The sequence below is a fragment of the Propylenella binzhouense genome (genome assembly GCF_009866965.1).
Classification (GTDB): Bacteria; Pseudomonadota; Alphaproteobacteria; order Rhizobiales; family Afifellaceae; genus Propylenella; species Propylenella binzhouense.
This window is the reverse complement of sequence record NZ_SPKJ01000005.1, coordinates 68036-93104: the sequence shown is the minus strand read 5'-3', so window position 1 is coordinate 93104 and position 25069 is coordinate 68036. Positions and strand designations below refer to the sequence as shown.

At 69.9% G+C, this 25069-nt stretch carries 21 protein-coding genes; 11 read left to right on the top strand and 10 right to left on the bottom strand.

Going from position 1 to position 25069, the window contains the following annotated elements; translation table 11 throughout:
- Positions 1 to 24: 24 nt before the first annotated feature.
- Positions 25 to 633: a GNAT family N-acetyltransferase gene (locus E4O86_RS03160; protein ID WP_161139064.1), complete on the bottom strand. Its 609-nt coding sequence runs from the start codon at positions 631 to 633 to the stop codon at positions 25 to 27.
- Between the two features lie 311 nt (positions 634 to 944).
- Between E4O86_RS03160 and E4O86_RS03155 the strand changes: the two genes are divergently transcribed.
- Positions 945 to 1937: a glutathione S-transferase family protein gene (locus E4O86_RS03155; protein ID WP_161139063.1), complete on the top strand. Its 993-nt coding sequence runs from the start codon at positions 945 to 947 to the stop codon at positions 1935 to 1937.
- Position 1938: 1 nt separating this feature from the next.
- Here the strand turns inward: E4O86_RS03155 and E4O86_RS03150 are convergent, their stop codons facing one another.
- Complete coding sequence (locus E4O86_RS03150) at positions 1939 to 2421, bottom strand: NUDIX domain-containing protein (protein WP_246206150.1); 483 nt, start codon at positions 2419 to 2421, stop codon at positions 1939 to 1941.
- Positions 2422 to 2512: 91 nt separating this feature from the next.
- Between E4O86_RS03150 and E4O86_RS03145 the strand changes: the two genes are divergently transcribed.
- Positions 2513 to 3421: a metallophosphoesterase family protein gene (locus tag E4O86_RS03145; protein ID WP_161139062.1), complete on the top strand. Its 909-nt coding sequence runs from the start codon at positions 2513 to 2515 to the stop codon at positions 3419 to 3421.
- Here the strand turns inward: E4O86_RS03145 and E4O86_RS03140 are convergent.
- The gene (locus tag E4O86_RS03140) at positions 3408 to 3968 is read right to left on the bottom strand and encodes a hypothetical protein (protein ID WP_161139061.1); all 561 of its coding nucleotides are present in this window, start codon (positions 3966 to 3968) and stop codon (positions 3408 to 3410) included. The genes E4O86_RS03145 and E4O86_RS03140 overlap by 14 nt on opposite strands.
- Positions 3969 to 4058: 90 nt before the next feature.
- Between E4O86_RS03140 and E4O86_RS03135 the strand changes: the two genes are divergently transcribed.
- Positions 4059 to 4535: a YbaK/EbsC family protein gene (locus E4O86_RS03135; protein WP_161139060.1), complete on the top strand. Its 477-nt coding sequence runs from the start codon at positions 4059 to 4061 to the stop codon at positions 4533 to 4535.
- Here E4O86_RS03135 and E4O86_RS03130 read toward each other — a convergent pair.
- On the bottom strand, positions 4532 to 5287 hold the full coding sequence (locus E4O86_RS03130; RefSeq protein WP_161139059.1) for an alpha/beta fold hydrolase: 756 nt from the start codon (positions 5285 to 5287) through the stop codon (positions 4532 to 4534). The genes E4O86_RS03135 and E4O86_RS03130 overlap by 4 nt on opposite strands.
- 90 nt (positions 5288 to 5377) lie before the next feature.
- On the opposite strand from E4O86_RS03130, the gene E4O86_RS03125 reads away from it, so the two are divergent.
- The 6 genes from E4O86_RS03125 (at position 5378) to E4O86_RS03100 (ending at position 12833) form a co-directional block, all read left to right on the top strand.
- Positions 5378 to 6340, top strand: coding sequence for a PfkB family carbohydrate kinase (locus E4O86_RS03125; RefSeq protein ID WP_161139058.1), 963 nt, complete (start codon positions 5378 to 5380; stop codon positions 6338 to 6340).
- Positions 6341 to 6405: 65 nt separating this feature from the next.
- The gene (gene ald, locus E4O86_RS03120; protein WP_161139057.1) at positions 6406 to 7524 is read left to right on the top strand and encodes an alanine dehydrogenase; all 1119 of its coding nucleotides are present in this window, start codon (positions 6406 to 6408) and stop codon (positions 7522 to 7524) included.
- An 8-nt stretch (positions 7525 to 7532) separates the two neighbouring features.
- Positions 7533 to 7913, top strand: a complete 381-nt coding sequence (locus tag E4O86_RS03115; protein ID WP_161139056.1) for a hypothetical protein — start codon at positions 7533 to 7535, stop codon at positions 7911 to 7913.
- A 168-nt stretch (positions 7914 to 8081) separates the two neighbouring features.
- Complete coding sequence (locus E4O86_RS03110) at positions 8082 to 9857, top strand: N-acetylglutaminylglutamine amidotransferase (protein WP_161139055.1); 1776 nt, start codon at positions 8082 to 8084, stop codon at positions 9855 to 9857.
- Between the two features lie 7 nt (positions 9858 to 9864).
- Positions 9865 to 11661: an N-acetylglutaminylglutamine synthetase gene (gene ngg, locus E4O86_RS03105; RefSeq protein ID WP_161139054.1), complete on the top strand. Its 1797-nt coding sequence runs from the start codon at positions 9865 to 9867 to the stop codon at positions 11659 to 11661.
- Complete coding sequence (locus E4O86_RS03100; RefSeq protein ID WP_161139053.1) at positions 11661 to 12833, top strand: osmoprotectant NAGGN system M42 family peptidase; 1173 nt, start codon at positions 11661 to 11663, stop codon at positions 12831 to 12833. Before ngg ends, E4O86_RS03100 begins: the two co-directional genes overlap by 1 nt.
- Here E4O86_RS03100 and E4O86_RS03095 read toward each other — a convergent pair.
- Positions 12815 to 15547 (bottom strand): bifunctional acetate--CoA ligase family protein/GNAT family N-acetyltransferase, encoded by a 2733-nt coding sequence (locus tag E4O86_RS03095; protein ID WP_161139052.1) that lies wholly within the window; start codon positions 15545 to 15547, stop codon positions 12815 to 12817. The genes E4O86_RS03100 and E4O86_RS03095 overlap by 19 nt on opposite strands.
- 273 nt (positions 15548 to 15820) lie before the next feature.
- On the opposite strand from E4O86_RS03095, the gene E4O86_RS03090 reads away from it, so the two are divergent.
- Both E4O86_RS03090 and mdoH read left to right on the top strand, forming a co-directional pair.
- Positions 15821 to 17350 carry an OpgD/OpgG family glucan biosynthesis protein gene (locus E4O86_RS03090; RefSeq protein ID WP_161139051.1) on the top strand — a complete coding sequence of 510 codons (1530 nt, stop codon included), beginning with the start codon at positions 15821 to 15823 and terminating at the stop codon, positions 17348 to 17350.
- Complete coding sequence (gene mdoH / locus E4O86_RS03085; RefSeq protein WP_161139050.1) at positions 17347 to 19506, top strand: glucans biosynthesis glucosyltransferase MdoH; 2160 nt, start codon at positions 17347 to 17349, stop codon at positions 19504 to 19506. The genes E4O86_RS03090 and mdoH overlap by 4 nt, the downstream gene beginning before the upstream one ends.
- A gap of 127 nt (positions 19507 to 19633) precedes the next feature.
- Here the strand turns inward: mdoH and E4O86_RS03080 are convergent, their stop codons facing one another.
- From E4O86_RS03080 to ribH, 5 genes are all read right to left on the bottom strand, one after another.
- Positions 19634 to 21748: a sodium-translocating pyrophosphatase gene (locus E4O86_RS03080; protein WP_161139049.1), complete on the bottom strand. Its 2115-nt coding sequence runs from the start codon at positions 21746 to 21748 to the stop codon at positions 19634 to 19636.
- A gap of 106 nt (positions 21749 to 21854) precedes the next feature.
- Positions 21855 to 23090, bottom strand: coding sequence for an MFS transporter (locus E4O86_RS03075; RefSeq protein WP_161139048.1), 1236 nt, complete (start codon positions 23088 to 23090; stop codon positions 21855 to 21857).
- Complete coding sequence (thiL, locus tag E4O86_RS03070) at positions 23090 to 24088, bottom strand: thiamine-phosphate kinase (protein ID WP_205520659.1); 999 nt, start codon at positions 24086 to 24088, stop codon at positions 23090 to 23092. The genes E4O86_RS03075 and thiL overlap by 1 nt, the downstream gene beginning before the upstream one ends.
- Before the next feature lie 11 nt (positions 24089 to 24099).
- A complete protein-coding gene (nusB, locus tag E4O86_RS03065; protein ID WP_161139047.1) occupies positions 24100 to 24597 on the bottom strand; it encodes a transcription antitermination factor NusB in 498 nt (165 codons plus the stop codon).
- Positions 24590 to 25054 carry a 6,7-dimethyl-8-ribityllumazine synthase gene (ribH, locus tag E4O86_RS03060; protein WP_161139046.1) on the bottom strand — a complete coding sequence of 155 codons (465 nt, stop codon included), beginning with the start codon at positions 25052 to 25054 and terminating at the stop codon, positions 24590 to 24592. Before ribH ends, nusB begins: the two co-directional genes overlap by 8 nt.
- Positions 25055 to 25069: the final 15 nt, after the last annotated feature.

Sequence of the window (25069 nt, the reverse complement as noted above, 5' to 3'; positions counted from 1 at the left end):
TCGTCCGGGCGGGGGCGGCCTGGCCTAGCGCGGAAGGACGAGATCGCCCGCGGCTCCGCGGCCGGAGCCCGTCGCGCCGTGCCCTCCTGCCCATCCCGGCGCGCTTGCCTCCGCGCAGGCAGGCGCGGGCGGACGGACCGCCCCCCGCACGGTGCCGGCAAGCCCATCGGCAGCGCCGGGCACCAGCTCCGCGACGAGGATGCGCGCCGGATCGGCCGGGCCGGGCATGAGGACGCCGCCGCCGGGCACACGGCGGAACCCGAACAGGCCGTAATAGGGCTCGTCGCCGACGAGGAGGACGAAGCGCTCCCCCCCGCGGCGCGCGCAGGCGAGCACATGGCGAACCAGCGCCTTGCCATAGCCGAGATTCTTGAATGCCGGATCGACCACCAGCGGCCCGAGCAGATAGCCGCGCGCGGACCCGACCTCGATCGGCGTGAGCCGCACCGAGCCGACCAGCCGGCCGTCGACCTCGGAGACGTAGGAGAGCGCGGGATCGTGGGGCGCCTGCTCGCGCACGCGGAACGCCGCGCGCGCATAGGCGCCCGGCCCGAAGGCCGCCCGCTGCAGCGCCGCAATGGCGGGTTCGTCGTCCGGCCGCTCGGGCCGAATGGCTTCCTGTGGTGTGATCATGATCGTCCGCGCGGAAAGTTGGGCCGGCGGACGTCCGGGTTCAGCCGGTCGGTCCGCCCGTATCGGAGCGAAGTGCGGCGCCATGCGGCGCCCCATTGCACCGTCGTCGCTCGATCGGAATATATCGGCGGGTGACCGTCATGGTCCGCCGGTACCATGGGCCGCCATCGTCGGCAAGCGGAACGCGTGCCGGCGGGGAATCGTTCAGCCCCGACCGGAACGGGCGCCGAGCGAGGGCGGCCCGGATGGCATGCGGCGGTCGCAGCCTGGCAATCGCCGCCCGCGCGGGGCGGTGACCGGAGGGGGAATTCATGGGACTTCTCGTCGACGGCGAGTGGCACGACGCATGGTACGACACGCGCAGTACCGGCGGCCGGTTCGAGCGGAGCGCCTCACGGTTCCGTAGCTGGGTGACGCCGGACGGCGGCGCCGGCCCGACCGGCGAGGCCGGATTTCCCGCCGAAGCCGGCCGCTACCATCTCTACGTCTCGCTCGCCTGCCCGTGGGCCCACCGCACGCTCATCCTGCGGAAGCTGAAGAAGCTCGATCAGGCGATTTCGGTCTCGGTCGTCGAGCCGCTGATGCTCGGGCACGGCTGGAGCTTTTCCGACGAGCTTCCGGACCATCTCTACCGCTCGGAGCGGCTCTACGAGATCTACCTCAAGGCCGACCCGCACTATACCGGCCGCGTCACGGTGCCGGTCCTCTGGGACAAGGAGCGGGAGACCATCGTCTCGAACGAATCGGCCGAGATCATCAGGATGCTCAATTCCGCGTTCGACGCGTTCGGCGACGCAGCGGTCGACCTCTACCCGGAGGCGCTCCGGCCCGAGATCGACGCGATGAACGAGCGCATCTACGGCGCGGTCAACAACGGCGTCTACCGCGCCGGATTCGCGACGACGCAGGATGCCTATTCGGAGGCGTTCCGGACGCTGTTCGATACGCTCGAGGAGCTCGACGAGAGCCTCTCGGACCACCGGTTCCTCATCGGGGACCAGCTCACCGAGGCGGACTGGCGCCTGTTCACCACGCTGGTGCGGTTCGACGCGGTCTATTACGGCCACTTCAAATGCAACTGGAAGCGCATCCGCGACTATTCCGAGCTGTCGGGCTACCTGCGCGACCTCTTCCAGGTGCCCGGCGTCAAGGAGACCGTGAGCTTCGACCACATCAAGCGGCACTATTACGGCAGCCACCGCACCATCAACCCGACCGGGATCGTCCCGCTCGGGCCCAACCAGGTGCTCGATTCCCCGCACGACCGCGGCCGCTTCCCGGCGGTCGGCCTCCCGAAGGGGTAGCTCACCAATCGAGGCTCTGCGGCGCTCCGGCAATGACTTCGGCGATCCGGGCGCGCGTCGCGGCCGTGGCGTCATCGGGCAGCCGGTCGAGCGCGAAGCGCGCGCAGGCCGCTATTTCACGGTTCGGCACCGCGAGCGGCAGCGCCTGCTCCCATTGGCGGCAGACATAGAGGGCGACGTGGTCACGGCGGTCGACGCGCGGGTTGCGGTAGAGGCCGAAGAGCTCCGCGGGGCCGGAAAGGACGGCACCCGCCTCCTCGCCGATCTCGCGCTCGAGCGCCGCGACGCAGGTCTCGCCGCGCTCGACCCCGCCGCCCGGCAGGTACCAGCCCGGGAGATAGGTGTGGCGGACGAGGAGGACCTCGCCGTCCTTCAGGAGCATCGCGCGGACGCCGAGCGTCATGGCGCGCGTGACGCGGGCATAGCTCATCACGGCCCGGCGGGCGACGCGATGGAACGGCGTGAGCCTCGGCGGTGCGACCATCGCTCCCCGCCTAGCATGCCGCGCCGGACCGCGGAACCAAGCGCCCCGAAGCGCCTTGCTCACGGCAGTTGCGACGGATAGCCGAAGGGCCATGTACCGGATCGCTCACATCTCCGACGTCCATCTCGGCCCGATCCCGCAGCCCCGGCTGCGCCAGCTCGCATCCAAGCGCCTCGTCGGCTACGCGAACTGGCGCAGGAACCGCGCCAACGCGATGACCGGCGCGACGCTCGACCGCCTGGTCGAAGACCTCCGGGCGCAGGCGCCGGACCATATCGTGGTGACCGGCGACCTGACGAACATCGCGCTCCGCGAGGAATTCGAGAATGCGCGCCGATGGCTCGAGGATCTCGGCCCCCCGAGCCGCGTGACCGCCGTGCCGGGGAATCACGACGCCTACGTCCCGGGCGCCCACCAGCGATTCCGGACGCTCTGGGCGCCCTGGATGGTGAGCGACGACATGGAGCACGTGACCGAGGCGCTCTTCCCGTTCATGCGCCGGAAGGGCCAGGTCGCGCTGATCGGACTTTCGTCGGCACGGGCATCGGCGCCCTTCATGGCGACCGGGCGCGTCGGGCGGCGGCAGTCCGAGGCCCTGGTCGAACTCCTGCGCGAGGCGCGCCGGGAGCGTCTCTTCCGGGTCGTGCTGATCCATCATCCGCCGAAGCTCCTCTACAGCGGCGCCACGCTTCGCCGGCTGACCGACGGCTCCCGGCTGAGGCGCGTGATCCGGCGCGAGGGCGCGGAGCTCATCCTGCACGGCCACGAGCACATCCGCTCCATGACCTCGATCCGCGGTCCCGAGGGCGCGGTCCCGGTGATCGGCGTTCCGGCGGGCAGCGCCCCGGTCGTCGGAGGGCCCAAGGCCGGCGGCTACGCGCTCTACGAGATCGCGGAGCGCGACCATTGTTTCGAGCTCACGGTGATCCATCGCGGCTACGAGGGAAGCGCGACCGTCGTGGAGACGGCACGCTCGCATTTCGAGGTCAGAAGGCGGTGAGGCGTGCGTAGACCATCAGCAGAAAGATGCCGGCGAGCATGCCGAGCCCGAAGCCGACGAACCCCCACACGATCCCGCGCGATTCGGCACGGCCGGCCACCGACACGGGCTCGCCAGGCTCGACCGGCCGGCTGAGGACCCAGGCCGATTCGAGCGCCTGGTCGCGCTCCACGATCCGTTCCGCGACATAGCGCGTCACGCTGTCGGCCACCGATTCGACGTCGGTCGTCTCGGCGAGCACGGTCCGCCCGAGCCGCGTGTCCTTCAGAAACCGGTAGGTCCGCTTGTCGCGGGCGAGCATGACGAAGCTCGTCGCGTCCACCCAGAAGCGCGGCGGATTGCCGGGCAGGACGGCGAGCGAGAACTCGTCGCTGCCGGCGGGAAGATCGTCGAACACGCCCGAAAGCGCTTCCGCAAGCAGGGTCAGCCGCGCCCGCTCGGTGTCGCGAAGCTCGGCGATGACGTCGCTCCGCTCGGCATAGGCGATGCGCACCTCCCGGATCGCGCTCTGGAGGTCGCGCACGGACTTGCCTTCAGTCTGGTTCATGCCCCGCCCACTTCCGCGCCGCGGCATTGACATTAGTCCAGCTCCGGCAGCACCTCCACCGCGGAGGACGCGAAACCAACCGGAGTCCACATGCAGGAGAGACTGCGCAGCACGGATCGGGTCAAGCTGGCCGCGGAGGCGTGCGGCCTCCCGATCGAGATCGTCGAAATGCCGCAGTCGACGCGCACGGCCGAAGAGGCGGCGGCCGCCTGCGGAACCACCGTCGCGCAGATCGTGAAATCCCTCGTGTTCAGGAAGGCGAGCTCCGGGGAAACCGTGCTGATCCTCGTCTCGGGCGTGAACCGCGTGGACGAGAAGACGATCGCCGGGCTGCTCGGCGACAGGCTCGAGCGGCCGGACGCCCGCGCCGTCCGCGATGCCACGGGCTTCGCGATCGGCGGCGTGGCGCCGATCGGGTCGATCCGCCCGATCGCCACCTACATGGATCGCGACCTTCTGTCCCATGAGACGGTCTGGGCAGCGGCCGGCAGCCCGAATGCGGTCTTCGCGGTTTCCCCGGATGCGCTGCAGCGGGCGTCGGGAGCCGAGGTGATCGCCGTCCGTTAGCGGCCCGCGGCAAGGACCAGCCCGGCGACGGCCTCCGGCGCCTCTTCCGGGAGCATGTGGCCGAGCCCCTGCAGCAGGCGCGGGCTGACGCTCCGCAACGCCTCCGCCTGGCGCACCGGAAGCACGCAATCCTGGGTGCCCCAGGCGACCTGGACCTTCACGCCGCAATTCTCGAGCAGCGAGATCGGCAGGACACGCTGCCGGGGGCCGTCGAGCAGCGTCTCGACGATCGCCGTCAGCGCCTCCTGCTGGCCCTTCCGCGCCCTCAGCGCCGCGACGCCCCGCACGAATTCCTCCGGAACCGCCTGCTCCCACCCCCAGAACTGTTCGAGCACCAGCGCCAGCTCCGCCTCCCCCGTCGCGGCGGCATAGCGGCGGAGAAGCCTGTGATTGATCTCAGGACCAAAGCCGCCGGGCGCCAGGAGCGTCGCCGAGGCGACCCGGCCGGGCGCGCCGACCGCAATCAGCGCGGCGACCGCCCCGCCCATCGAATGGCCGACGAGATGCACGCGGTCGAAACCGCGCTCGTCGAGGTCCGCCATCACCGCCTTCGCCGCGACGCCCGCATTTCCCGTGTGCGGATAGTCGAGCGACAGGGCATGGCCGGGCAGATCGAAGGCGATGACCCGGTGGCTCTCCTCGAGCATCGGCGCCACCCCGCGCCAGGCACGGTGACTTGCGCCGAAACCGTGCAGCAGCACGATCGGCGCGCCCTCGCCTTTTCCGGTGACACGCGCATAGAGTTGGCCCATGACCTCCTCCTCCGCTTGCGGCTCGACCGATCATAGCCCGCCAAGGCGACGCAATGTCGACCGCGACCGAAAGCCGCCCGCGAGGGACAGATGATCGTCAGCGCCGGCGAAAGCCTCATCGATCTCGTCGAGCAGGCGACCAGCCCCGGGCGCGTGCTCTACGAGGCGGTTCCGGGCGGCTCGCCCTGGAACACGGCGCTCGCGCTCGCCCGCCTCGGCGCCCCGGCCGGCTATCTCGGACCGCTCTCGACGGACCGCTTCGGATCGCTCCTGCGGGATCGGCTCGAGGCGGACGGCGCGGTCTGCCTCCTGCGGCAGCCGAGCGAGCGGCCGACGGCGCTTGCCGTCGCGGAAGGCAGGGCGGACGGCGACGTCGCCTACCGCTTCCACAGGAGCGGCACGGCCGACCGCGATCTCGACTTCAGGGCCCTGAGCGAAGCGCTTCCCGCCCGTCCCGCGATCTACCATACCGGGTCGCTCGCGATCGCCGACGATCCGGAGGGCGAGACCTGGGTCGACCTCGCCCTCGCCGCCGCCGACCGCGGCGCGCTCGTCTCGCTCGACCCGAACATCCGGGCTGCGGCGATCAGGGAGCCCGGGCACTTCCGGGACCGGCTCGCCTTGCTCCTCGACCGCACCGCCATCGTCAGGCTCAGCGAGGACGACCTCGCCTTCATCGTCGAGGAGGGCGACCTCGCCGCTGCGCGGAGCCTCTTCTTCGACCGCCACGGCTGCGCCCTCCTGGCGCTCACCTGCGGCGCGCGAGGCTCGGTCCTGATGACGCGCTCCGCCGAGGCCTGGGTTGACGCGCACCGGCCCGCATCGCTGGTCGACACGATCGGGGCCGGCGACGTCTTCACGGCGGCGCTCCTCGCGCGTCTCCATCAGGACGGCTTACGCTGCGAGGCGGACTTCGCCTCGCTCTCGGCCGCGGCGCTGGCGGAGGCCGGAAGCTTCGCCGCGGCGGCGGCCGGCCTCGCATGCGGGCGGAGAGGCTGCGATCCGCCGCGCCTCGACGAGGTCGAGGCGGCGCTCGGCAAGGGGGCCGGCTGATGCGCCTGCCGACGCCGCGCGCGGCTGCCGAAGATGCTCCGGAGAATCACTGAAGGGAGTGTTAGATGCTGGTCGGCGTTCCGAAGGAGACCAAGGTCCGGGAGTACCGGGTGGGGCTCGTCCCGGCGAGCGTGCGCGAGCTGACCGCGCACGGACATTCGGTCCTCGTGGAAACCGGGGCCGGCGCCGGGATCGGCATGACAGACGAAGCCTATCAGGCCGCCGGCGCAGCCATCGCCCCCTCGGCCGAGGAGGTCTTCTCGTCGGCCGAACTCATCGTGAAGGTGAAGGAGCCGCTCGCATTCGAGCGCAAGCGCCTGAAGCCTGGCCAGGTGCTCTTCACCTATCTCCATCTCGCGCCGGATCCGGAGCAGGCCGAGGACCTGCTCGCGAGCGGCGCGACCTGCATCGCCTACGAGACGGTGACCTCGCCCTCTGGCGGCCTGCCGCTGCTCGCCCCGATGTCCGAAGTGGCGGGCCGGATGTCGATCCAGGCCGGCGCCTATTTCCTCGAGAAGGCGCATGGCGGGCTCGGCGTGCTGCTCGGCGGCGTGCCGGGCGTCGATCCGGGGAAGATCGTGGTCCTCGGCGGCGGCGTGGTCGGCACCCACGCCATCCATATCGGCCTCGGCATGGGCGCCGACGTCATCGTCCTCGACCGCAGCGTCGACCAGCTGCGGGCGCTCTGGCGCCAGTTCGGCCGGCCTCTCAACACGATCTTCTCGACCCGCGACGCCGTCGAGCGCCACGTGCGGGAGGCGGACCTCGTCATCGGCGCGGTGCTGGTGCCCGGCGCGGCGGCGCCGAAGCTCGTGAGCGCGGAGCTGATCCGGCAGATGAAGCCGGGCGCCGTCGTCGTCGACGTCGCCATCGACCAGGGCGGCTGCTTCGAGACATCGCGGCCGACCACTCATGACGATCCGACCTATGTCGTCGACGACGTCATCCATTATTGCGTGACCAACATGCCGGGCGGCGTGCCGCGCACCTCCGCCCAGGCGCTCAACAACGCCACCCTGCCCTTCGTAACGGCGATCGCCGACAAGGGCTGGCGGCGGGCTCTCGAGGACGACCCGCACCTGAGGCGCGGGCTCAACGTCCATGCCGGACGAATCACCCACCGCGCCGTGGCCGAGTCGCTGGGCGCGGCCTATGTCAGCCCGGAGGAGTTCCTCGAAGCCTGAACCGAGCGATGACGGACATTCCAGCGGCCTCCGCGGCGGCGCTCTGCGAGAGGCTCGGGCTAGCGCCCGGCATGCGCGGCACCGTGATCGCGCTTCCCGAGCACGCGCCGCAATATCTCGGCCTGCCCGAGGCGTACATCTCCACCGCCACCGCGGGCCTCGACTTCGTCGTCGTGTTCTGCCGGACCGGCGAGGATGTCCGCACCCGCGCCCCGTCCGCCGCCAAGATGGCCGCCGCGGACGGCCGCGTCTGGGTGTTCTATCCCGCGGCCGGCGAGCTCGCCGGGGACCCCGACCGCTGGGAAGACCTCGCCGCGCTCGGCTACTCCGCCGAGGCGGAATTCGCGCTCGATCCGACGTGGTCGGCGATCGCCTTCCGCCGGTCCTGAGCGCCGCCGCGGCCGCGGCGGGCGCGGCCCGGATCCGCCCCGGGTACTTGCCGGAGCGAGGGCGCGCATCATTTGCCCGGGCAACCGAATTTGCGTCGACGGATCAGGTCCGGTACTCCTTCGGCATCCAACCCCTTCGGAACAGCAGCGAGGCAGGCCCGGCGTTTCATGTGTGGATTATGCGGTGAGATAACCTTCGACGGCAGCCAGGCGGATCCGGCCGCCGTGGCCAGGATGGGCGAGGCGCTCGCGCCGCGCGGGCCGGACGGGACCGGGCTCGTCCTCCACGGGCGGGCCTGCTTCGGCCACCGGCGCCTCAAGATCATCGATCTGTCGAACAGGTCCGAGCAGCCGATGGTCGACCCGCATCTCGGCCTGACCGGCGTGTTCAACGGCTGCATCTACAACTATCCGGCGCTCCGCAGCGAGCTCGAGGCGAAGGGCTACCGCTTCTTCTCCACCGGCGACACCGAGGTGATCCTGAAGGCCTGGCACGCCTGGGGCACGGAATGCGTCGACCGCTTCCATGGCATGTTCGCCTTCGTGCTCCACGAGCGCGAGACCGGCCGCGTCGTCATGGCCCGCGACCGGTTCGGCATCAAGCCGCTCTATTATTCGGAGGGGAACGGGAGGCTGCGCTTCGCCTCCACGCTCCCCGCCCTCCTCGCCGCGGGCGGAATCGACACCGCGATCGACCGCGTCGCGCTCCACCATTACATGACGTTCCATGCGGTCGTGCCGGCGCCGCGCACGATCCTCGCCGGCGTGCGCAAGCTGCCGCCCGCCACGATCCGCATCGTCGAGCCGGACGGGCGCACCAAGGACCGGCTCTATTGGTCCGTCGCCTACGAGAGGACGGCGGAGGAGATCGCCCGCCCGGCCGATGAATGGCGCGACATGACCCTCGCCGCGCTGCGCACGGCCGTAGAGCGGCGGATGGTCGCCGACGTGGCGGTCGGCGTGCTCCTCTCCGGCGGCGTCGATTCGAGCGTGATCGTCGGGCTCCTCGCGGAAGGTGGCCAGAGCGGGCTCATGACCTTCTCGGTCGGGTTCGAGGAGGCGCATGGCGAGAAGGGGGACGAATTCGTCTATTCCGACCTGATCGCGGAGCGCTTCCGCACCGACCACCACAAGATCTTCGTGCCGTCGGACCGGCTGCTCTCGGCGCTCCCCGGCACGATCCGGGCGATGTCGGAGCCGATGGTCTCCTACGACAATGTCGGCTTCTACCTGCTCTCCCAGGAGGTCTCCAGGCATGTGAAGGTCGTGCAGTCGGGCCAGGGCGCGGACGAGATCTTCGGCGGCTACCACTGGTATCCGCCGCTCGCCAGCTCGAACGACCCGGTCGCCGACTACGCGGGCGCCTTCTTCGACCGCGACCACGCCACGCTCGCCCGCCAGCTCTCCCCGGACTGGCTGGTCGAGGAGGACGTCAGCCGCGACTTCGTGGCCGGGCACTTCGCCGGCGCGGGCGCGGCGGACGCCGTCGACCGGGCCCTCCGGCTCGACAGCCAGGTCATGCTCGCGGAGGACCCGGTGAAGCGGGTCGACAACATGACGATGGCCTGGGGGCTGGAGGCGCGCGTGCCCTTCCTCGACCACGAGCTGGTCGAGCTCGCCGCGCGCGTCCCGCCGGAGCTGAAGCTCGCGCAGGGCGGCAAGGGCATCCTGAAGGACGTGGCGCGGATGATCGTCCCGAACGAGGTGATCGACCGGAAGAAGGGCTACTTCCCCGTCCCCGCGCTGAAATACATCCAGGGGCCCTATCTCGAGCTCGTCCGGGACGCGCTCGGATCCCAGGCCGCGCGCGAACGCGCGCTCTTTCGCGGCGACTATCTGGAGACCCTCTTCGCCGCGCCGACCGAGCACATCACCCCGCTTCGCGGCTCCGAGCTCTGGCAGGTCGCCCTCCTCGAGCTCTGGCTGCAGGCGCAGGGGGTCTGACCGCGACATGACAGACCCGACGCGATCCCGCTCCGGCAGGGCCGTTCCCGAACATCGCCTGCGACGGATGCGGGCGAGCGGGCTGAAGCCGCCGATCCCGGACCATGCCGAGGGGCGCCGGCAGGACGAGAACGCGATCGTCGATTGCGGCTGGGGGCGGCTCCTCTTCGCGCAGACCTTCTCCGATCCGCAGACCCTCATCGAGGCGATCCGCGCGGAGGCGGTCGACCGCCGCGACATCGCCTTCTACGTGCGCGATCCGCACGTCCTTCTCGGCCTCGCCCCGCAGGACCTCTTCCTCGATCCGTCCCACACCTACCGGCTGGAGCTCGCGACCTACCGGCCGAGCCGGCGCACCCGGCGCGGCTTCTCGGTGCGGCGGCTTTCCTCGGCGGCCGATGCGGAGGCCGTGAACCGCATCTACGCGACGCGCAACATGGTGCCGGTGCCGCCCGAATTCTTCTGGACGCGGCACGACAACCGCTCCCTGCTCTACCTCGTCGCCGAGGACGCGGTGAGCGGCGAGGTCATCGGCACGGTGACCGGGATCGACCATTCCCACGCCTTCGGGGACCGCGAGCGCGGTTCCTCGCTCTGGTGCCTCGCGGTCGATCCGCAGGCGAGCCATCCCGGGATCGGAGAGGCGCTCGTCCGCCGCCTCGCCGAACAGCTCGCGACACGCGGCGTGGCCTACATGGACCTCTCGGTCCTCCACGACAACGAGCACGCCATCGCGCTCTACGAGAAGCTCGGCTTCCACCGCGTCCCGTTCTTCGCGGTGAAGCGCAAGAACCCCATCAACGAGCGCCTGTTCGTCGGCCCCGAGCGCGACGAGGGGCTCAATCCCTATGCGAAGATCATCGTCGACGAGGCACGGCGGCGGGGCATCCATGTCGAGATCACCGACCCGGAAGGCGGCTTCTTCCGCCTCACCTATGGCGGCCGCTCGATCCGCTGCCGCGAGAGCCTTTCCGACCTCACCTCGGCGGTCGCAATGTCGATCTGCGACGACAAGGCGGTCACCCGCCGGATCGTGTCCGGGGCCGGCGTAAAGGTGCCCGAGCAGGTCGAGGCCGGCGGCGGCGACGATCTCGCCGGCTTCCTCGAGAGGCACGGCAAGGTGGTGGTGAAGCCGGCCCGCGGCGAGCAGGGCCGCGGCGTCGCCGTCGGGCTTGAAACGATGGAGGAGATCGAGGACGCGGTCGCCGCCGCGCGCGCGATTTCGGACCGCGTGGTGGTCGAATCCTACGTCGAGGGCCTCGATCTCCGCCTCGTCGTGATCGACTACCGGCTGGTCGCCGCCGCGATCCGGCGCCCGGCGCGGATCGTCGGCGACGGGCGCTCGACGGTCCGCACCCTGATCGAGCACCAGAGCCGGCGGCGCGCGGCGGCGACCGGCGGGGAATCGCGCATCCCGCTCGACCAAGAGACCGAGCGGGCGGTCAGGAGCGCCGGCTACGGCCTCGACGACGTGCCGCCCCCGGAAACCGAGATCACCGTCCGGAAGGCTGCCAACCTCCATACCGGCGGCACCATTCACGACGTGACCGACGAGGTCCATCCGGAACTCGTGGCGGCAGCGGTGAAGGCCGCCCGCGCCATCGAGATCCCCGTGGTCGGCATCGACCTCCTCGTCACCTCGCCGCGCGGGCCGGCCTACGTCTTCATCGAGGCGAACGAGCGGCCCGGCCTCGCCAACCACGAGCCGCAGCCGACCGCGGAGCGCTTCGTCGACCTGCTCTTCCCGCTCGCCATTCCGCAGGCCGCCCGGATGGCCAGCGCCGGCTTCGACCAGCGCCGCTGATGCCCCGTCTCGCCATCGACACCGACTATCTGCGGGACCAGCTCGCGGCGTTCCTCGAGATACCGAGCCCGACCGGCTTCACCGACACCATCGTGCGCGCCTGCTGCGAGGAGCTGCAGCGCCTCGGCGTCCAGTTCGAGCTCACCCGGCGCGGCGCCATCCGCGCGACCATGCGCGGGCGCCAAAGGGGCCCCGGCCGGGCGATCGTGGCGCATGTCGACACGCTCGGCGCGCAGGTGAAGCGGCTGAAGGAGAACGGCAGGCTGGAGCTCGTCCCGGTCGGGCACTGGTCGGCGCGCTTCGCCGAGGGCGCGCGCTGCACGATCTTCTCGGAGCACGGCAGTTACCGCGGCACCATATTGCCGCTCCTCGCCTCCGGCCACACCTTCAACGAAAAGGTCGATACGCAGCCGACGGGATGGGAATTCGTCGAGCTGAGGGTCGATGCGCTCGCCCGGTCGAAGAGCGACCTGGAGCGGCTCGGGATCGATACCGGCGACATGATCGCGATCGACCCGCAGCCCGAATTCCTCGCCAACGGCTTCATCGTCTCGCGCCATCTCGACGACAAGGCCGGGGTCGCCGTGATGTTCGCCGCGATGGAGGCCCTCATGCGCGAGCAGGCCACGATCGAGGTCGATACGCACTGGCTCATCACGATCGCGGAGGAGGTCGGCATCGGGGCGTCCTCCGTGCTCGTCCCCGACATCGCCTCGATGGTGACCGTCGACAACGGCACGAGCGCGCCCGGCCAGAACTCGTCGGAGTTCGGCGTCACCATCGCGATGGCCGACCAGACCGGCCCGTTCGACTACCACCTCACGCGCCACCTCGCCCAGATCTGCAAGGACGAGGACATCCGCTTCTCGAAGGACATCTTCCGCTACTACCGCTCCGATTCGGCCTCCGCCCTCGAATCGGGCGCCGATGTCCGCACCGCCCTCGTGACGTTCGGCGTCGACGCCTCCCACGGCTACGAGCGCATCCACATGCACGCGCTCCGCTCGCTCTCCGAGCTGCTGACGGCCTATGTCGCCAGCCCGGTCGAGATTCCCCGCGACGCCAGGCTGCTCGCCGGGCTCAAGGGCTTCCCGACGCTTTCCATGGAGGAAGCCGAACAGACGCTGACCGGAGAGAGCAGCGTCGCCGACCCTCAGACGGAGGACGACTGACCGCCCGCCCCGCAGGACCGGAGATCGAGCCGCACCATGACCAGAGCGGGATCGTCGGGATCGGTCTCGGTGCGGAACCCGAGTTCCCTCGCCATCTGGAGCATGTTCGAGTTTTCCTTTAGAACATGCCCGTAGAGCTCTGGAATTTCCTCGCTCTTCGCATAGTCTATCAGCTTGCGCATGAGGAGCCAGCCGAGGCCCTTGCCCTTCAGGTCGCTCCGCACGACGACCGCATATTCGGCCCGCTCGGCATCGGCATCGAGGACGAGGCGCGAGACCCCGAGAATGTGCTGCTCGTCGGGCGTGAAGGCGACGAAGGCGATCTCCCGGGCATAGTCCACCTGCGTGAAGCGGGCGAAGAACTCCTCGGTGAACTGACGGCGCACCGATAGCAGCCGCAGCCTTATGTCCTCCGGCTCGAGCCGGTCGAAGAAATCCTGGTAGAGCCAGGCGTCCGCCGGCCTCACCGGCCGGACGAACACGTCGGTGCCGTCGAGGAGCCGCATCGATTCGGAGAGCTCCTCCGGATAGGGCCGGATCGCGAAGCGCGCGATCCCGGCACGCGCGCCGCCGGAGACCGGCCTGACCGTCATGCGGGCGTCGATGGCGACGACCCCCGTCTCGTCGGCGACGAGCGGGTTGATGTCGAGCTCCCTGATCTCCGGAAAGTCGATGGCAAGCTGGGAGATCTTGACGAGCGTCGCGGCGATCTCCTCGATGTTGGCTGCCGGCACGTCACGATAGCCGCGCAGGAGCCGGATGATGCGCGTGCGGCTCATGAGCTGGAGCGCCAGCTGCCGGTCGAGCGGCGGCAGCGCGATGGCCTTGTCCGCGATCACTTCCACTGCCGTTCCGCCGGCGCCGAAAAGGAGAATCGGGCCGAAGGTCGGATCGTCCGCCAGCCCGACGATGAGCTCCGTCCCATGCCGGCGCTCGACCATCTCCTCGATCATGAAGCCGTCGATCACGGCCCCGGGCACGGCGCGGCGGACCGCCTCGCCCATCGCCGCGGCCGCCTGGCGCGCCTCCTCCACGCTCGCGATATTGAGGCGGACGCCGCCCACATCCGATTTGTGCACGACCTGCGGCGAGACGATCTTCATCGCGCACATCCTGCCGCCTTCCAGGATGCCGGCCGCGACCGCGGCCGCTTCGTCCGGCGTGCGGGCGAGGCCGGCGCGGACGACCGGGATGTCATAGGCGGCGAGCACCTCCCGCGCCTCGGGCCATTTCATGAAGCCCGTCTCCGACGCCGCCGACTTCGCGACGATCTGCGCGACCAGGTTCCTGTTTCTGGGGAATGCGGTAGCCTCGCGCGGCGGGATGCTGAGGAGGCCGCGCTTGAGCCGCGCATAGGCGACGATCTGGCGGTAGGATTCGACCGCCGCCCGCGGCGTGTCGAATGTCGGAATGGCAGCGGCGGCGAACGCGTCCCGCGCATCCTGCACCCAGCCCGAGCCGAGCCACACGGTGAGCACGGGCTTCGGGCGGGCCGAGCGGCGGCGATGCGCCTCGACCACCTCGATTACCGCGCGCGCCGCGTCGATCCCTTTCGTCACGGAAGTCGGGCAGTAGAGGACGAGCACGGCGTCGACCCCTTCGTCGCCGAGAATTCCCTCGAGCGCGACACGATACCGCCCGGGATCGGAATCGCCGATGATGTCGACCGGATTGGCGTGCGACCAGGTCGGCGGCAGCGCGGCGTCGAGGTGCGCCTGCGTCTCCGGGGAAAGGGTCGCCAGCACGCCTCCAGCGGCTTCCATGCTGTCCACCGCCAGGATGCCCGCTCCCCCGCCATTCGTCAGGATCGCCAGCCGCTCGCCGTCGAACGGCCGGAGATGGGTAAGGGTCTCGGCCATGTCGAAGAGCTCGCCGAGATCCGTCACGCGCAGGATTCCCGCCCGCTCGAAGACGGCATCGTAGACGGCGTCGGAGCCCGCCATCGCGCCCGTATGCGTGTGGGCGGCCTGCGCCCCGGCCTTGGCCCGCGCGGACTTGATGGCGACCACGGGCTTGATCCGCGCGGCGGCGCGGCCGGCGGAGACGAACGGCCCGGCATCGACGATGCCCTCCAGATAGAGGAGGATCGCCCGGCAATTCGGATCGGCCGCGAAATAGTCGATCAGATCGTCGGCATCGACGTCCGCCATATTCCCGACCGAGACAAGATGCGAAAAGCCGATCTCGTGAGAGGTCGCCCAGTCGAGAATCGCCGTCAGTATGGCGCCCGACTGCGACACCAGTGCGAGCCGGCCGGGCAGCGGATTGCGGTGGACGAAGCTCGCATTGAGCCCGACATGCGGGGACAGGATGCCGATGCAGTTCGGCCCCACGAGCCGGATTCCGTGCCGGTGCACGGCCGCCATCATTGCCGCGTGAAGCGACCTGCCGGCCTCGTCGGCCGGGAACGCCGTCAGCACGACCGCCGCCTCGGTACCCTTCGAACCGGCCGTTTCCAGGATTTCCGGTATCGCGGCGGGGGGAGCCGCGACGACCGCGAGATCGACCCCTGCGGGCAGCTCACGCCCATCCGCGACGGATTGCACGCCCTCCACCACGGGCCGGCGCGGATTGACGAAGAACAATTCCCCCGAGAACCCCGCCTGCAGGAGGTTGCGCGCGACAGTGTTCCCAACCGTACCGGGCCTGTCGCTCGCCCCGAAAAGCGCCACGGATCGCGGATTGAAGACCCTGTCGAGGCGTCTCGTCGTCATCTCGTGACCTTTCCTGTTGCACTGCAGCAAGTCGCCGGCAAGCAGCCGACCGTGCCGGCCATCCCCATGCGAAATTTAGTGTTATCGCCCTCTTGCGCGGCGCGCGGCACTCGCCCAATTTCACCCCGCTTCACGCCGATCACCAGATGGCCTCTTCGCAGATGCGCAAAATGCGGGCACGCGCAACCGGGCCGGTGTTTGCTCGTTGTTCATGCTCGCGGCGATCTTTCGGCGGCAATGAAATCGCCTCCTCCATGACCGAATAGGGACTTCATGAACAGACGAACATTCGTCTCAGGCTTGCCGGCGCTGATTGCGGTCGCCGCGACGGATTTCGCTCGTTCCGATGCCCTTGCCCAGGCCGCTTTGCCCCATCTCGACGATCCCGTGCCGTTCAGTCCCGACTGGCTCATCCAGCAGGCGAAGGATCTCGCGTCGAAAGACTACACCGAGCCGGATTTCCCCCTCCCCGGCGATCTCGCCAAGCTGAGCTACGATCGCTACAGGGACATCCGCTACCGCTCCGAAGCGCGCGTGTGGGCCGGCAGCGGCCGCCCCTTCATGCTCGACCTCTTCCACCGCGGCTTCATCTACAACGACCACGTCACGATCTCGCTCCTGGAGAACGGCCAGGCCCGCCGCATCCGGTACACGAAGGATCTTTTCGATTTCGGGGCTTCGCCGCAGCCGCCCGAGGATGCGGACCTGGGCTTCTCCGGGTTCCGCGTGCGCTATCCCATCAATACGCCGGACGTCTGGGACGAGTTCCTCGTGTTCCAGGGGGCGACCTATTTCAGGGCCGTCGCGCAGAACCAGCTCTACGGGATCTCGGCGCGCGGCCTCGCCATCAACACGGCGACCCCCGAGGGAGAGGAATTCCCGGTCTTCACGAATTTCTGGATCGAGACCCCCGCCCCGGAGACCCGCCTCCTCAACGTCTACGCCCTGCTCGACAGCCCCTCGACGACGGGCGCCTACCGGTTCTCCATCCAGCCCGGCGCCGAAACCGTCATGGACGTGCAGGCGACGCTCTTCCCGCGCGTCGACATCGACCATATCGGCCTGGCGCCGCTCAGCTCGATGTTCCTGTTCGACGCCATGAACCGCGGCCTTTTCGACGATTTTCGCCCCTCCGTCCACGATTCGAACGGCCTGCTGATGCTGACCGGCCGCGGCGAGTGGGTCTGGCGGCCGCTCGCCAACCCGGCCGAGCTGCAGCTCTCCGCATTCGCCGACCAGTCGCCGCGCGGTTTCGGGCTCATGCAGCGCACGCGCTCGTTCGACGACTTCAAGGATCTCGAGGCCCGCTACGAGCGCCGGCCGAGCCTCTGGATCGAGCCGCTCGGCGACTGGGGCAAGGGACAGGTGGTGCTCCTCGAGATCCCGGTCGAGATGGAGATCCACGACAATATCAGCGTGTTCTGGCGGCCGGCGGAGCCGATTCCCGCCGAGAAGCCCTGGACCTTCCAGTACCGGATGCGCTGGAGCCAGAACATCGAGCACGAGCTTCTCGCGACCGTCGATTCCCGCGCCGGCCTCACCTCGAACGAGCAGCGGCGGGTCTTCGTCGTCGACTTCCGCAGCGCCAAGATGCCGCCGCTCGACCAGCTCGCGATGGAGGTGAACGCCTCCGCCGGCGAGGTCGTGCATCCGGTCCTCCAGGCGAACGCGCCGGACGGCACCATCCGGGCGTCGTTCCAGCTCGATCCCGGCAGTGCCGCCCTCTCGGAACTGCGGCTGCGGCTGACCGCCAACGGACAGCCGGCAAGCGAAACCTGGCTCTACAGATGGACAAAGCGATGAGCGCAGAGAAATCCGTCCTGCCCCTCGTCACCGGTTCGGGCATGCCGGCGCGCGAGCCGCTCGCGATGCCGACGCAGGATCTGAGGGCCTGGTGCGCCCAGCTGCCGCCGGACGGCACCGACCTGCGCGTCGTCTGGGCACGGCTCGTGACCTTCGGCGGCGGCTTCGCGCTCACCGCGTTCGGCCTCTACGAGATGATCCGCGTCGTGTCCCTCGGCGGCATCACGATCCTGGAAGGGATCATGACGGTGCTCTTCACCGTCACCTTCAGCTGGATCGCCCTGGCGGCGACCACGGCGCTCGCCGGCGTGATCGCCGGGCCGCGGATGCGGACCCTTGCGAGCGCGCGCACGCCGCTCACCACGCGCACCGCGCTCGTCATGCCGATCTACCACGAGGATGCGCGCAGGACGACGGCCTGCCTGCAGGCCATGGCCGAGGACCTCGCCCGCGTCGGCGCCGGAGGCGCGTTCGAGATCGTCGTGCTCAGCGATTCGACGAACCCGGACGCCTGGGTCCGCGAGACGCTCGCGATCAACCGCCTCGCCCGCGACCTGGCCGGCGTGATGCCGGTCTGGTACCGCCGCCGCTGGCACAACACCGCCAAGAAGGCGGGCAACGTCAAGGATTTCGTCGAGCATTGGGGCGGCCGCTACGACCACATGGTGGTGCTCGACGCCGACAGCCTGATGAGCGCGGAGACGCTGGTCTGCCTGGTCCAGGCGATGCAGGCCGATCCGAAGCTCGGCATTCTGCAGACCGTCCCGGTGCTCGCGAACGGGCGCACGCTGTTCGCCCGCCTCCAGCAATTCGCCGGCCGCGTCCACGGTCCGATCGTCGCCCGTGGCCTTGCGGCATGGCAGGGCTTCGACGGCAATTACTGGGGCCACAACGCCATCATCCGCACGGCCGCCTTCGCCGGCGCGTGCGGCCTGCCCGACCTGCCCGGCCGCAAGCCCTTCGGCGGGCACATCCTGTCCCACGATTTCGTGGAGGCGGCGCTCATCCGCCGCGCCGGCTGGCGGGTCGAGATGGCGTCCGAGCTCACCGGGTCGTGGGAGGAGAGCCCGCCATCGCTGATCGACGTGGCGATCCGCGACCGCCGCTGGGCCCAGGGCAATCTCCAGCACAGCAAGGTGATCGGCGCGCGCGGCCTGGCCTGGCCGAGCCGCATCCATTTCGCGACCGGCATCATGAGCTACGCCGCCTCCCCGCTCTGGCTGCTCCTGATCGTCGCGGGCCTCGCGCTCTCCGCCCAGGCCCACTTCATCAGGCCGGAATATTTCGCGAAGGACTTCCAGCTCTTCCCGACCTGGCCGCGCTTCGATTCGGAGCGGATGATCCAGCTCTTCATCCTGACCATGGGCGTGCTGTTCTTTCCGAAGATGCTCGGCCTCATCCGCGGCCTTCTCGAGCCCGAACTTCGGCGCGGCTGCGGCGGCGCCCTCGCGCTCGTCGGCAGCACCCTTCTCGAGATCGTGCTGACCTCGCTCTATGCGCCGATCATGATGCTCGTCCACAGCCGGCACGTGTTCGAGATCCTCACCGGCAACGACGCCGGCTGGTCGAAGCAGCGCCGGGGCCAAGGCGGCTCCGACTGGTACGAGCCGATGGTCCGCCACCGCTGGCACACCGGGTTCGGCGTCGGCATCGTGATCCTGGCGACCTTCATCTCCCCGGCGATGATCGGCTGGCTGTCGCCCATCATCCTCGGCCTCGTCTTCGCGATCCCGCTGTCCTGGATGAGCGGCAATGCCCGGATCGGGACCGACCTCGCGCATGCGGGCCTGCTCCTCACGCCGGAGGAGACCGCGCCGCACCCCATCCTGCGCCGGGCCGACGCCATCGAGGCCGGGCTCCCGGACCTGCCGGAGGACGGCATCGCGATCATCATTGCCGACCCGGCCGCGCGCGCCGAGCATTTCGACCGCGTCGGCGAGCCGCCGGCGGCGCATCGCGGCCATCCCGAACCCGAGCTCCTGACCGCCGCGACCAAGATCCGCGAGGCGACCACGCGCCGTGAGGCGCTGGCCTGGCTGAAGGGCCGCGAGCGGCTGTTCGTGGCCTCCCACCGCACGCTTGCCGAAGCGCTCGCCCAGCTCCCCATCGAGCCGGACGATCACCAGCAGGAGGCGGCGCTGGCCCGGCGGGCCTGAGGCCCGCGGCCGCGCCTCCCGCCGCGTCCCTCTCCCGAGCGGAAGCAAAAGCCCCGCCGAGCGGAAGCAAAAGCCCCGCGGGGCTCTTCGCTCCGCGGGGCCGGTCTGCGTTACGGCGCGATCCGGATCAGTGCGCCAGCACCGCCAGGAGCAGCAGGGCGACGATGTTCGTGATCTTGATCATTGGATTGACGGCGGGGCCGGCGGTATCCTTGTACGGATCGCCGACGGTGTCGCCCGTCACGGCCGCCTTGTGGGCGTCGGAGCCCTTGCCGCCGTAATTGCCGTCCTCGATGTACTTCTTCGCATTGTCCCAGGCGCCGCCGCCCGCCGTCATGGAGATCGCGACGAAGAGCCCCGTGACGATGACGCCGAGCAGCATCGCGCCGAGCGCGGCGAAGCCGTCGTTCTTGCCGGCGATCAGGTAGACGACGAAGAAGCAGACGATGGGCGAGAGCACCGGCAGCAGCGAGGGAACGATCATCTCCCGGATCGCCGCGCGCGTCAGCATGTCGACGGCGCGCCCGTAATCGGGCTTGTCCTGGCCGGTCATGATGCCCGGCTTCTCGCGGAACTGGCGGCGGACCTCCTCCACGACGGCGCCGCCCGCGCGCCCGACCGCCGTCATCGCGATGCCGCCGAAGAGGAAGGGCAGCAGACCGCCGAAGAGCAGCCCGGCGACGACATAGGGGTTCGTGAGCGCGAAATCGACCGACACGCCCTCGAAGAAGGAGCCGGGCGCGGCATTGGCCGAGAAGAACCGGAGATCCTCGGTATAGGCGGCGAAGAGGACCAGCGCGCCGAGGCCGGCCGAGCCGATCGCATAGCCCTTGGTGACGGCCTTCGTGGTGTTGCCGACCGCATCGAGGGCGTCCGTCGTGTGCCGGACCTCCGACGGCAGGTCGCTCATCTCGGCGATGCCGCCGGCATTGTCGGTGACCGGGCCGAAGGCGTCGAGCGCAACCACCATGCCGGCAAGGGCAAGCATCGTGGTGACCGCGATGGCGATGCCGAACAGGCCGGCGAGCGAATAGGCCGCGATGATGCCGCCGATGATGACGAGCGCCGGCAGCGCCGTCGCCTCGAGCGAGACAGCTAGGCCCTGGATGACGTTGGTGCCGTGGCCGGTGACGGAGGAGGCCGCGATCGACTTGACGGGGCGGAAGCCCGTGCCCGTGTAATATTCCGTGATCCAGATGATGAGGCCGGTCACCGCCAGCCCGACCAGGCCGCAATAGAACAGGTAGCGGCCGGTGAAGGCGAGCCCGCTGCTGGTCGTGAACTCGGTCCCGGCGCCGACCCAGCCCCAGACGATGATGCCGAGCGCTACGGCGGACAGGATCGCGGTCGCGAGGAAGCCCTTGTAGAGCGCGCCCATGATCGAATTGTTCGCGCCGAGGCGCACGAAGAAGGTGCCGATGATCGAGGTGACGACGCAGCTCGCCCCGATGAGGAGCGGGAACAGCATCATCTCGACGGCCTGTTCTCCGGTGAAGAAGATCGAGGCGAGCACCATCGTGGCGACGATGGTCACCGCATAGGTCTCGAAGAGGTCGGCCGCCATGCCCGCGCAGTCGCCGACATTGTCGCCGACATTGTCGGCAATCGTGGCCGGGTTGCGCGGATCGTCCTCGGGAATGCCGGCCTCGACCTTGCCCACGAGGTCGCCGCCGACATCGGCGCCCTTGGTGAAGATGCCGCCGCCGAGACGGGCGAAGATGGAGATGAGCGAGGCGCCGAAGCCGAGCGCGACCAGCGCGTCGATCACCGTGCGGTCCTCGGCGGCGTAGCCGAGGCCCGCCGTCAGCACCGCGAAGTAGACCGCGACGCCGAGGAGCGCGAGGCCCGCGACGAGGAGGCCCGTGATCGCGCCGGACTTGAAGGCGATCTCGAGGCCGGCGCCGAGCGACTGCGACGACGCCTGGGCGGTACGGACATTGGCGCGCACCGAGACCAGCATGCCGATGAAGCCGGCGAGGCCGGACAGGATGGCGCCGATCGCGAAACCGAACGCGGCCGTGGCGGAGAGAAGCAGCCAGGCAGCAATGAAGACGATGACGCCGACGATCGCGATGGTCGTGTACTGACGGGTGAGATAGGCCGTCGCGCCTTCGCGGATCGCCCCCGCGATCTCCTGCATGCGCATGTTGCCGGCATCCGCCGCCATAACGGACTGGATTGCCCAGCCGGCATAGACAAGCGACAGGATTCCGCAGGCGATCACAAGATAAAGCATCACCATCGACTATCCCCCCGAACCGAGCCGCCGTGCACGGCCGACTCGCAAAACCCGCTTCTTTCGCGGCTGCTCATTCCGCGGCGCGGTATCGACGAAAGCTTTATCTACGTCAAGGTGTACCGGCCCCGGGGCCGACCGCCTTGCCGCGGTGCACATTGAACCAGGCGAGCGCGACGAGGCAGGTGACCGCGGTCGGCAGCACGACCATGTTCACGGCGTCCCAGCCGCCGCGCACCAGCACGCCGCCCGAGACGAGCGAGGCCACGGCGACGAAGCCGAAGACGAGGAGATCGTTGAAGGACTGCACCCTCTCCTTCTCCTCGGGATGATAGGTCTCGCCGACCATGCTGCTCGCGCCGATGAAGCCGAGGTTCCAGCCGAGCCCGAGGAGGACGAGCGCACCCCAGAAGTGCATGAGGTCGACGCCGCCGAGCGCGACGAGCGCGCAGCCGATCAGGAGCAGGAGACCGGCCGCGACCACCCGGTCCGCCCCGAAGCGCGTGATCAGCCCGCCCGTCACGAAGCTCGGGGCGAACATGGCGAGCACGTGCCACTGGATGCCGAGCGCCGCCGCATCCGCCGGGTGCCCGCAATAGACCATCGCGAGCGGCGCGGCCGTCATCACGAGGTTCATCATCGCATAGGTGACGATGCCGCAGCCGACCGCGAGGATGAAGCGCGGCTGCACCGCGATTTCCCGGAGCGGCCGGCCGACGGCGCGGTCGCGCCGGACCGAGGGCGGCGGCGCGTCGAGCGGCACGAGGAGGACGCCCCCGAGAAGAAGGAGAGCGGCCGCGGCCAGATAGGCGCCGGCGAACGGGGCCGCGCCGACCGCGCCGCCGAAGTGGATGGCGGCCTGCGGGCCTATCACGGCGGAGACCATGCCGCCGGCGAGAACCCACGAGATCGCCTTCGGCCGGAATGCCGGCGTGGCGGCGTCGGCGGCGGCGAAGCGGAACTGCTGGACGAAGGCGGATGCCGATCCCATCAGGAAGCAGCCGAGGACGAGCGCAGCAAAGGAGCCCCACGCCATAGCGGCGGCGGCGATGAGGCCGCCGGCAACGCCGGAGAGCATCCCCGACATGAGCCCGATCCGGCGGCCGAAACGGCGCATCAGGAGCCCAGCCGGAATGGTGCCGCAGGCGGTCCCGACGACGAAGGCGGTCACGGGGGCCGTCGCAAGCTCCTTGTGCTCGGTCAGGAGCGCGGCGCCCGCCAGCGAGGAGACGGCGATGTTGATCGGCGAGGAGGCGCCGGCAATCGCCTGCGCGGCCGCAAGGACGACGGCGTTCCGCCGCGCCTTCGCATTGTCGAACCCCGATCCGGCGGCTGCGGCTTCGGTCATCACACGTGGCGCTCGCCCTGCCCGCCATGCACATAGGCCCGCGCGCGCAGGTCGAGAATGCGGCCGTTCCGCTCGATCGTGACCGGCCCCGCGCCTTCGACGAGCGCGCCGATCCGGCTGACGGCGATGCCGGCCTCTCCCGCCGCCGCCACGAAGGCGGGCACGGCGTCGGGAGGCACCGCGGCGAGGATCTCGTAGTCGTCGCCGCCGCTCACGAGCGCGGCGAAGACCCGGTCGTCCTCCGCCAGCCCGGCGAGAGCGGCGTCGACCGGCACCCGGTCGCCGTCGAGGCGGGCGGAACAGCCCGTCGAAGCCACCATCTTGTCGCAATCGCCGACAAGGCCGTCCGAGACGTCCATGGCCGCGCTGGCATGGCTCCTCACCGCCTCCGCGAGACCGAGCCGCGGCTCGGGAACGCGATAGCGCGCGACCAGCCCGTCACGCGCTCCGGCCGGGATCGAGTCCCAGGGGCCGCGCTCGCCGGTGAGCAGCGCGAGCCCCGCCCGCGCCGCGCCGATCGCCCCGGAAACGAAGAGCACGTCGCCCGGCCGGCCGCCGAAGCGATGCACCATGCCGCCGGCCGGCACGGCGCCGATCGCCGTGATGGAGACGACCGGTCCCTGCCGGATCGAGATCGTGTCGCCGCCGAGAAGGTCGATCCCGAATGCAGCCTGGTCGGCGGCAAGTCCCAGGCAGAACGCCTCGAGCCAGCCGGAATCGAGATCGGGGCTGAGCGCGAGGCTCATGAGATAGCCGACCGGGTCGGCGCCCTTCGCCGCAAGGTCGGAAATGTTCACCCGCAGTGCCTTCTGCGCGATCGTGAAGGGCGGATCGTCGGGCAGGAAATGGATGCCGGCCGCGATCATGTCCGTGGTCAGCACCAGCTCGGTGCCGGGCGAAGGCGTGAGCCGGGCCGCATCGTCGAAAAGCCCGAACGCACCCTCGCCCGCCAGCGGCCTGAGAAAGCGGTCGATGACGTCGAGCTCGTTGAGCGCCAAGGCCTGCCCCTTCAGCGGGCCGCGGCGGACTTGAACTCGTCCGGCCGCAGCGCCCGGGCGACGTGATCGAGCACGGCGTTGACGAGGCCCGGCTCCTCCGCCGCGAAGAAGGCGCGCGCCACGTCGACATATTCGGTGATGACCACCTTGGCCGGGATGTCGCGCCGCTCGAGGAGCTCGAAGACGCCGCAGCGCAGGACCGCCCGGAGCGTGAAATCGATGCGCTTCAGAGGCCAGTCCGGCGGCAGCGCGCCGTGAATGATCGGATCGATGCGGCGCTGCATGTCCACGACGCCGCCGACGATGCCGCGGAAGAAGCCGGCATCGGCGGGGCGGAGCTCCTCGCCTTCGAGCTCCCGCCCGAGACGATGGGCCTCGAACTCGGCCACGACCGCAGGCAGCGTCGTCCCGCCGACATCCATCTGATAGAGCGCCTGCACGGCGGCGAGCCGCGCGGCGCCCCGCTGGTTCGCCGGCCGCATCGATCCGGAAGGATGCGCGTCAGTCATCGGTCAGACCGAACTTTCTTCGCAGCAAGGCCATCTCGAACGCGGCCGCGGCGGCCGTGCCGCCCTTGTTCCTGCCGGCGACCCGCGCCCGCACCCAGGCCTGCTCGCCGGTCTCGCAGGTCAGGATGCCGTTTCCGACGGCGATCGCCTCGTCGATGGCGAGCATCATGACGGCGCGCGCCGACTCGTTCGCCACGATGTCGTAATGGGACGTCTCGCCCCGGATGACGCAGCCGAGCAGCACGTAGCCGTCATAGCGCGGCCGGTCCTCCTGCGACAGGATCGCCATGGCGAGCGCCGACGGGATCTCGAGGACGCCCGGAACGGAGATCCGCTCGAAGGTCGCACCGCGCGCCTCCAGCTCGGCCGTCGCGCCCGCCACGAGCTCGTCGGCGAGATCGACGTAGAACCGGGCGTCGATGATGAGGAAATGCGGCGTGTTGGGAGAGGTTGCCATCGGAAATGCACCGGT

What these genes read in the sequence shown, in the direction of transcription:
- E4O86_RS03160 (WP_161139064.1), bottom strand. Translation starts at nt 633, where the DNA reads ATGATCACACCACAGGAAGCCATTCGGCCCGAGCGGCCGGACGACGAA.
- E4O86_RS03155 (WP_161139063.1), top strand. Translation starts at nt 945, where the DNA reads ATGGGACTTCTCGTCGACGGCGAGTGGCACGACGCATGGTACGACACG.
- E4O86_RS03150 (WP_246206150.1), bottom strand. Translation starts at nt 2,421, where the DNA reads ATGGTCGCACCGCCGAGGCTCACGCCGTTCCATCGCGTCGCCCGCCGG.
- E4O86_RS03145 (WP_161139062.1), top strand. Translation starts at nt 2,513, where the DNA reads ATGTACCGGATCGCTCACATCTCCGACGTCCATCTCGGCCCGATCCCG.
- E4O86_RS03140 (WP_161139061.1), bottom strand. Translation starts at nt 3,968, where the DNA reads ATGAACCAGACTGAAGGCAAGTCCGTGCGCGACCTCCAGAGCGCGATC.
- E4O86_RS03135 (WP_161139060.1), top strand. Translation starts at nt 4,059, where the DNA reads ATGCAGGAGAGACTGCGCAGCACGGATCGGGTCAAGCTGGCCGCGGAG.
- E4O86_RS03130 (WP_161139059.1), bottom strand. Translation starts at nt 5,287, where the DNA reads ATGGGCCAACTCTATGCGCGTGTCACCGGAAAAGGCGAGGGCGCGCCG.
- E4O86_RS03125 (WP_161139058.1), top strand. Translation starts at nt 5,378, where the DNA reads ATGATCGTCAGCGCCGGCGAAAGCCTCATCGATCTCGTCGAGCAGGCG.
- ald (WP_161139057.1), top strand. Translation starts at nt 6,406, where the DNA reads ATGCTGGTCGGCGTTCCGAAGGAGACCAAGGTCCGGGAGTACCGGGTG.
- E4O86_RS03115 (WP_161139056.1), top strand. Translation starts at nt 7,533, where the DNA reads ATGACGGACATTCCAGCGGCCTCCGCGGCGGCGCTCTGCGAGAGGCTC.
- E4O86_RS03110 (WP_161139055.1), top strand. Translation starts at nt 8,082, where the DNA reads ATGTGTGGATTATGCGGTGAGATAACCTTCGACGGCAGCCAGGCGGAT.
- ngg (WP_161139054.1), top strand. Translation starts at nt 9,865, where the DNA reads ATGACAGACCCGACGCGATCCCGCTCCGGCAGGGCCGTTCCCGAACAT.
- E4O86_RS03100 (WP_161139053.1), top strand. Translation starts at nt 11,661, where the DNA reads ATGCCCCGTCTCGCCATCGACACCGACTATCTGCGGGACCAGCTCGCG.
- E4O86_RS03095 (WP_161139052.1), bottom strand. Translation starts at nt 15,547, where the DNA reads ATGACGACGAGACGCCTCGACAGGGTCTTCAATCCGCGATCCGTGGCG.
- E4O86_RS03090 (WP_161139051.1), top strand. Translation starts at nt 15,821, where the DNA reads ATGAACAGACGAACATTCGTCTCAGGCTTGCCGGCGCTGATTGCGGTC.
- mdoH (WP_161139050.1), top strand. Translation starts at nt 17,347, where the DNA reads ATGAGCGCAGAGAAATCCGTCCTGCCCCTCGTCACCGGTTCGGGCATG.
- E4O86_RS03080 (WP_161139049.1), bottom strand. Translation starts at nt 21,748, where the DNA reads ATGGTGATGCTTTATCTTGTGATCGCCTGCGGAATCCTGTCGCTTGTC.
- E4O86_RS03075 (WP_161139048.1), bottom strand. Translation starts at nt 23,090, where the DNA reads ATGACCGAAGCCGCAGCCGCCGGATCGGGGTTCGACAATGCGAAGGCG.
- nusB (WP_161139047.1), bottom strand. Translation starts at nt 24,597, where the DNA reads ATGACTGACGCGCATCCTTCCGGATCGATGCGGCCGGCGAACCAGCGG.
- ribH (WP_161139046.1), bottom strand. Translation starts at nt 25,054, where the DNA reads ATGGCAACCTCTCCCAACACGCCGCATTTCCTCATCATCGACGCCCGG.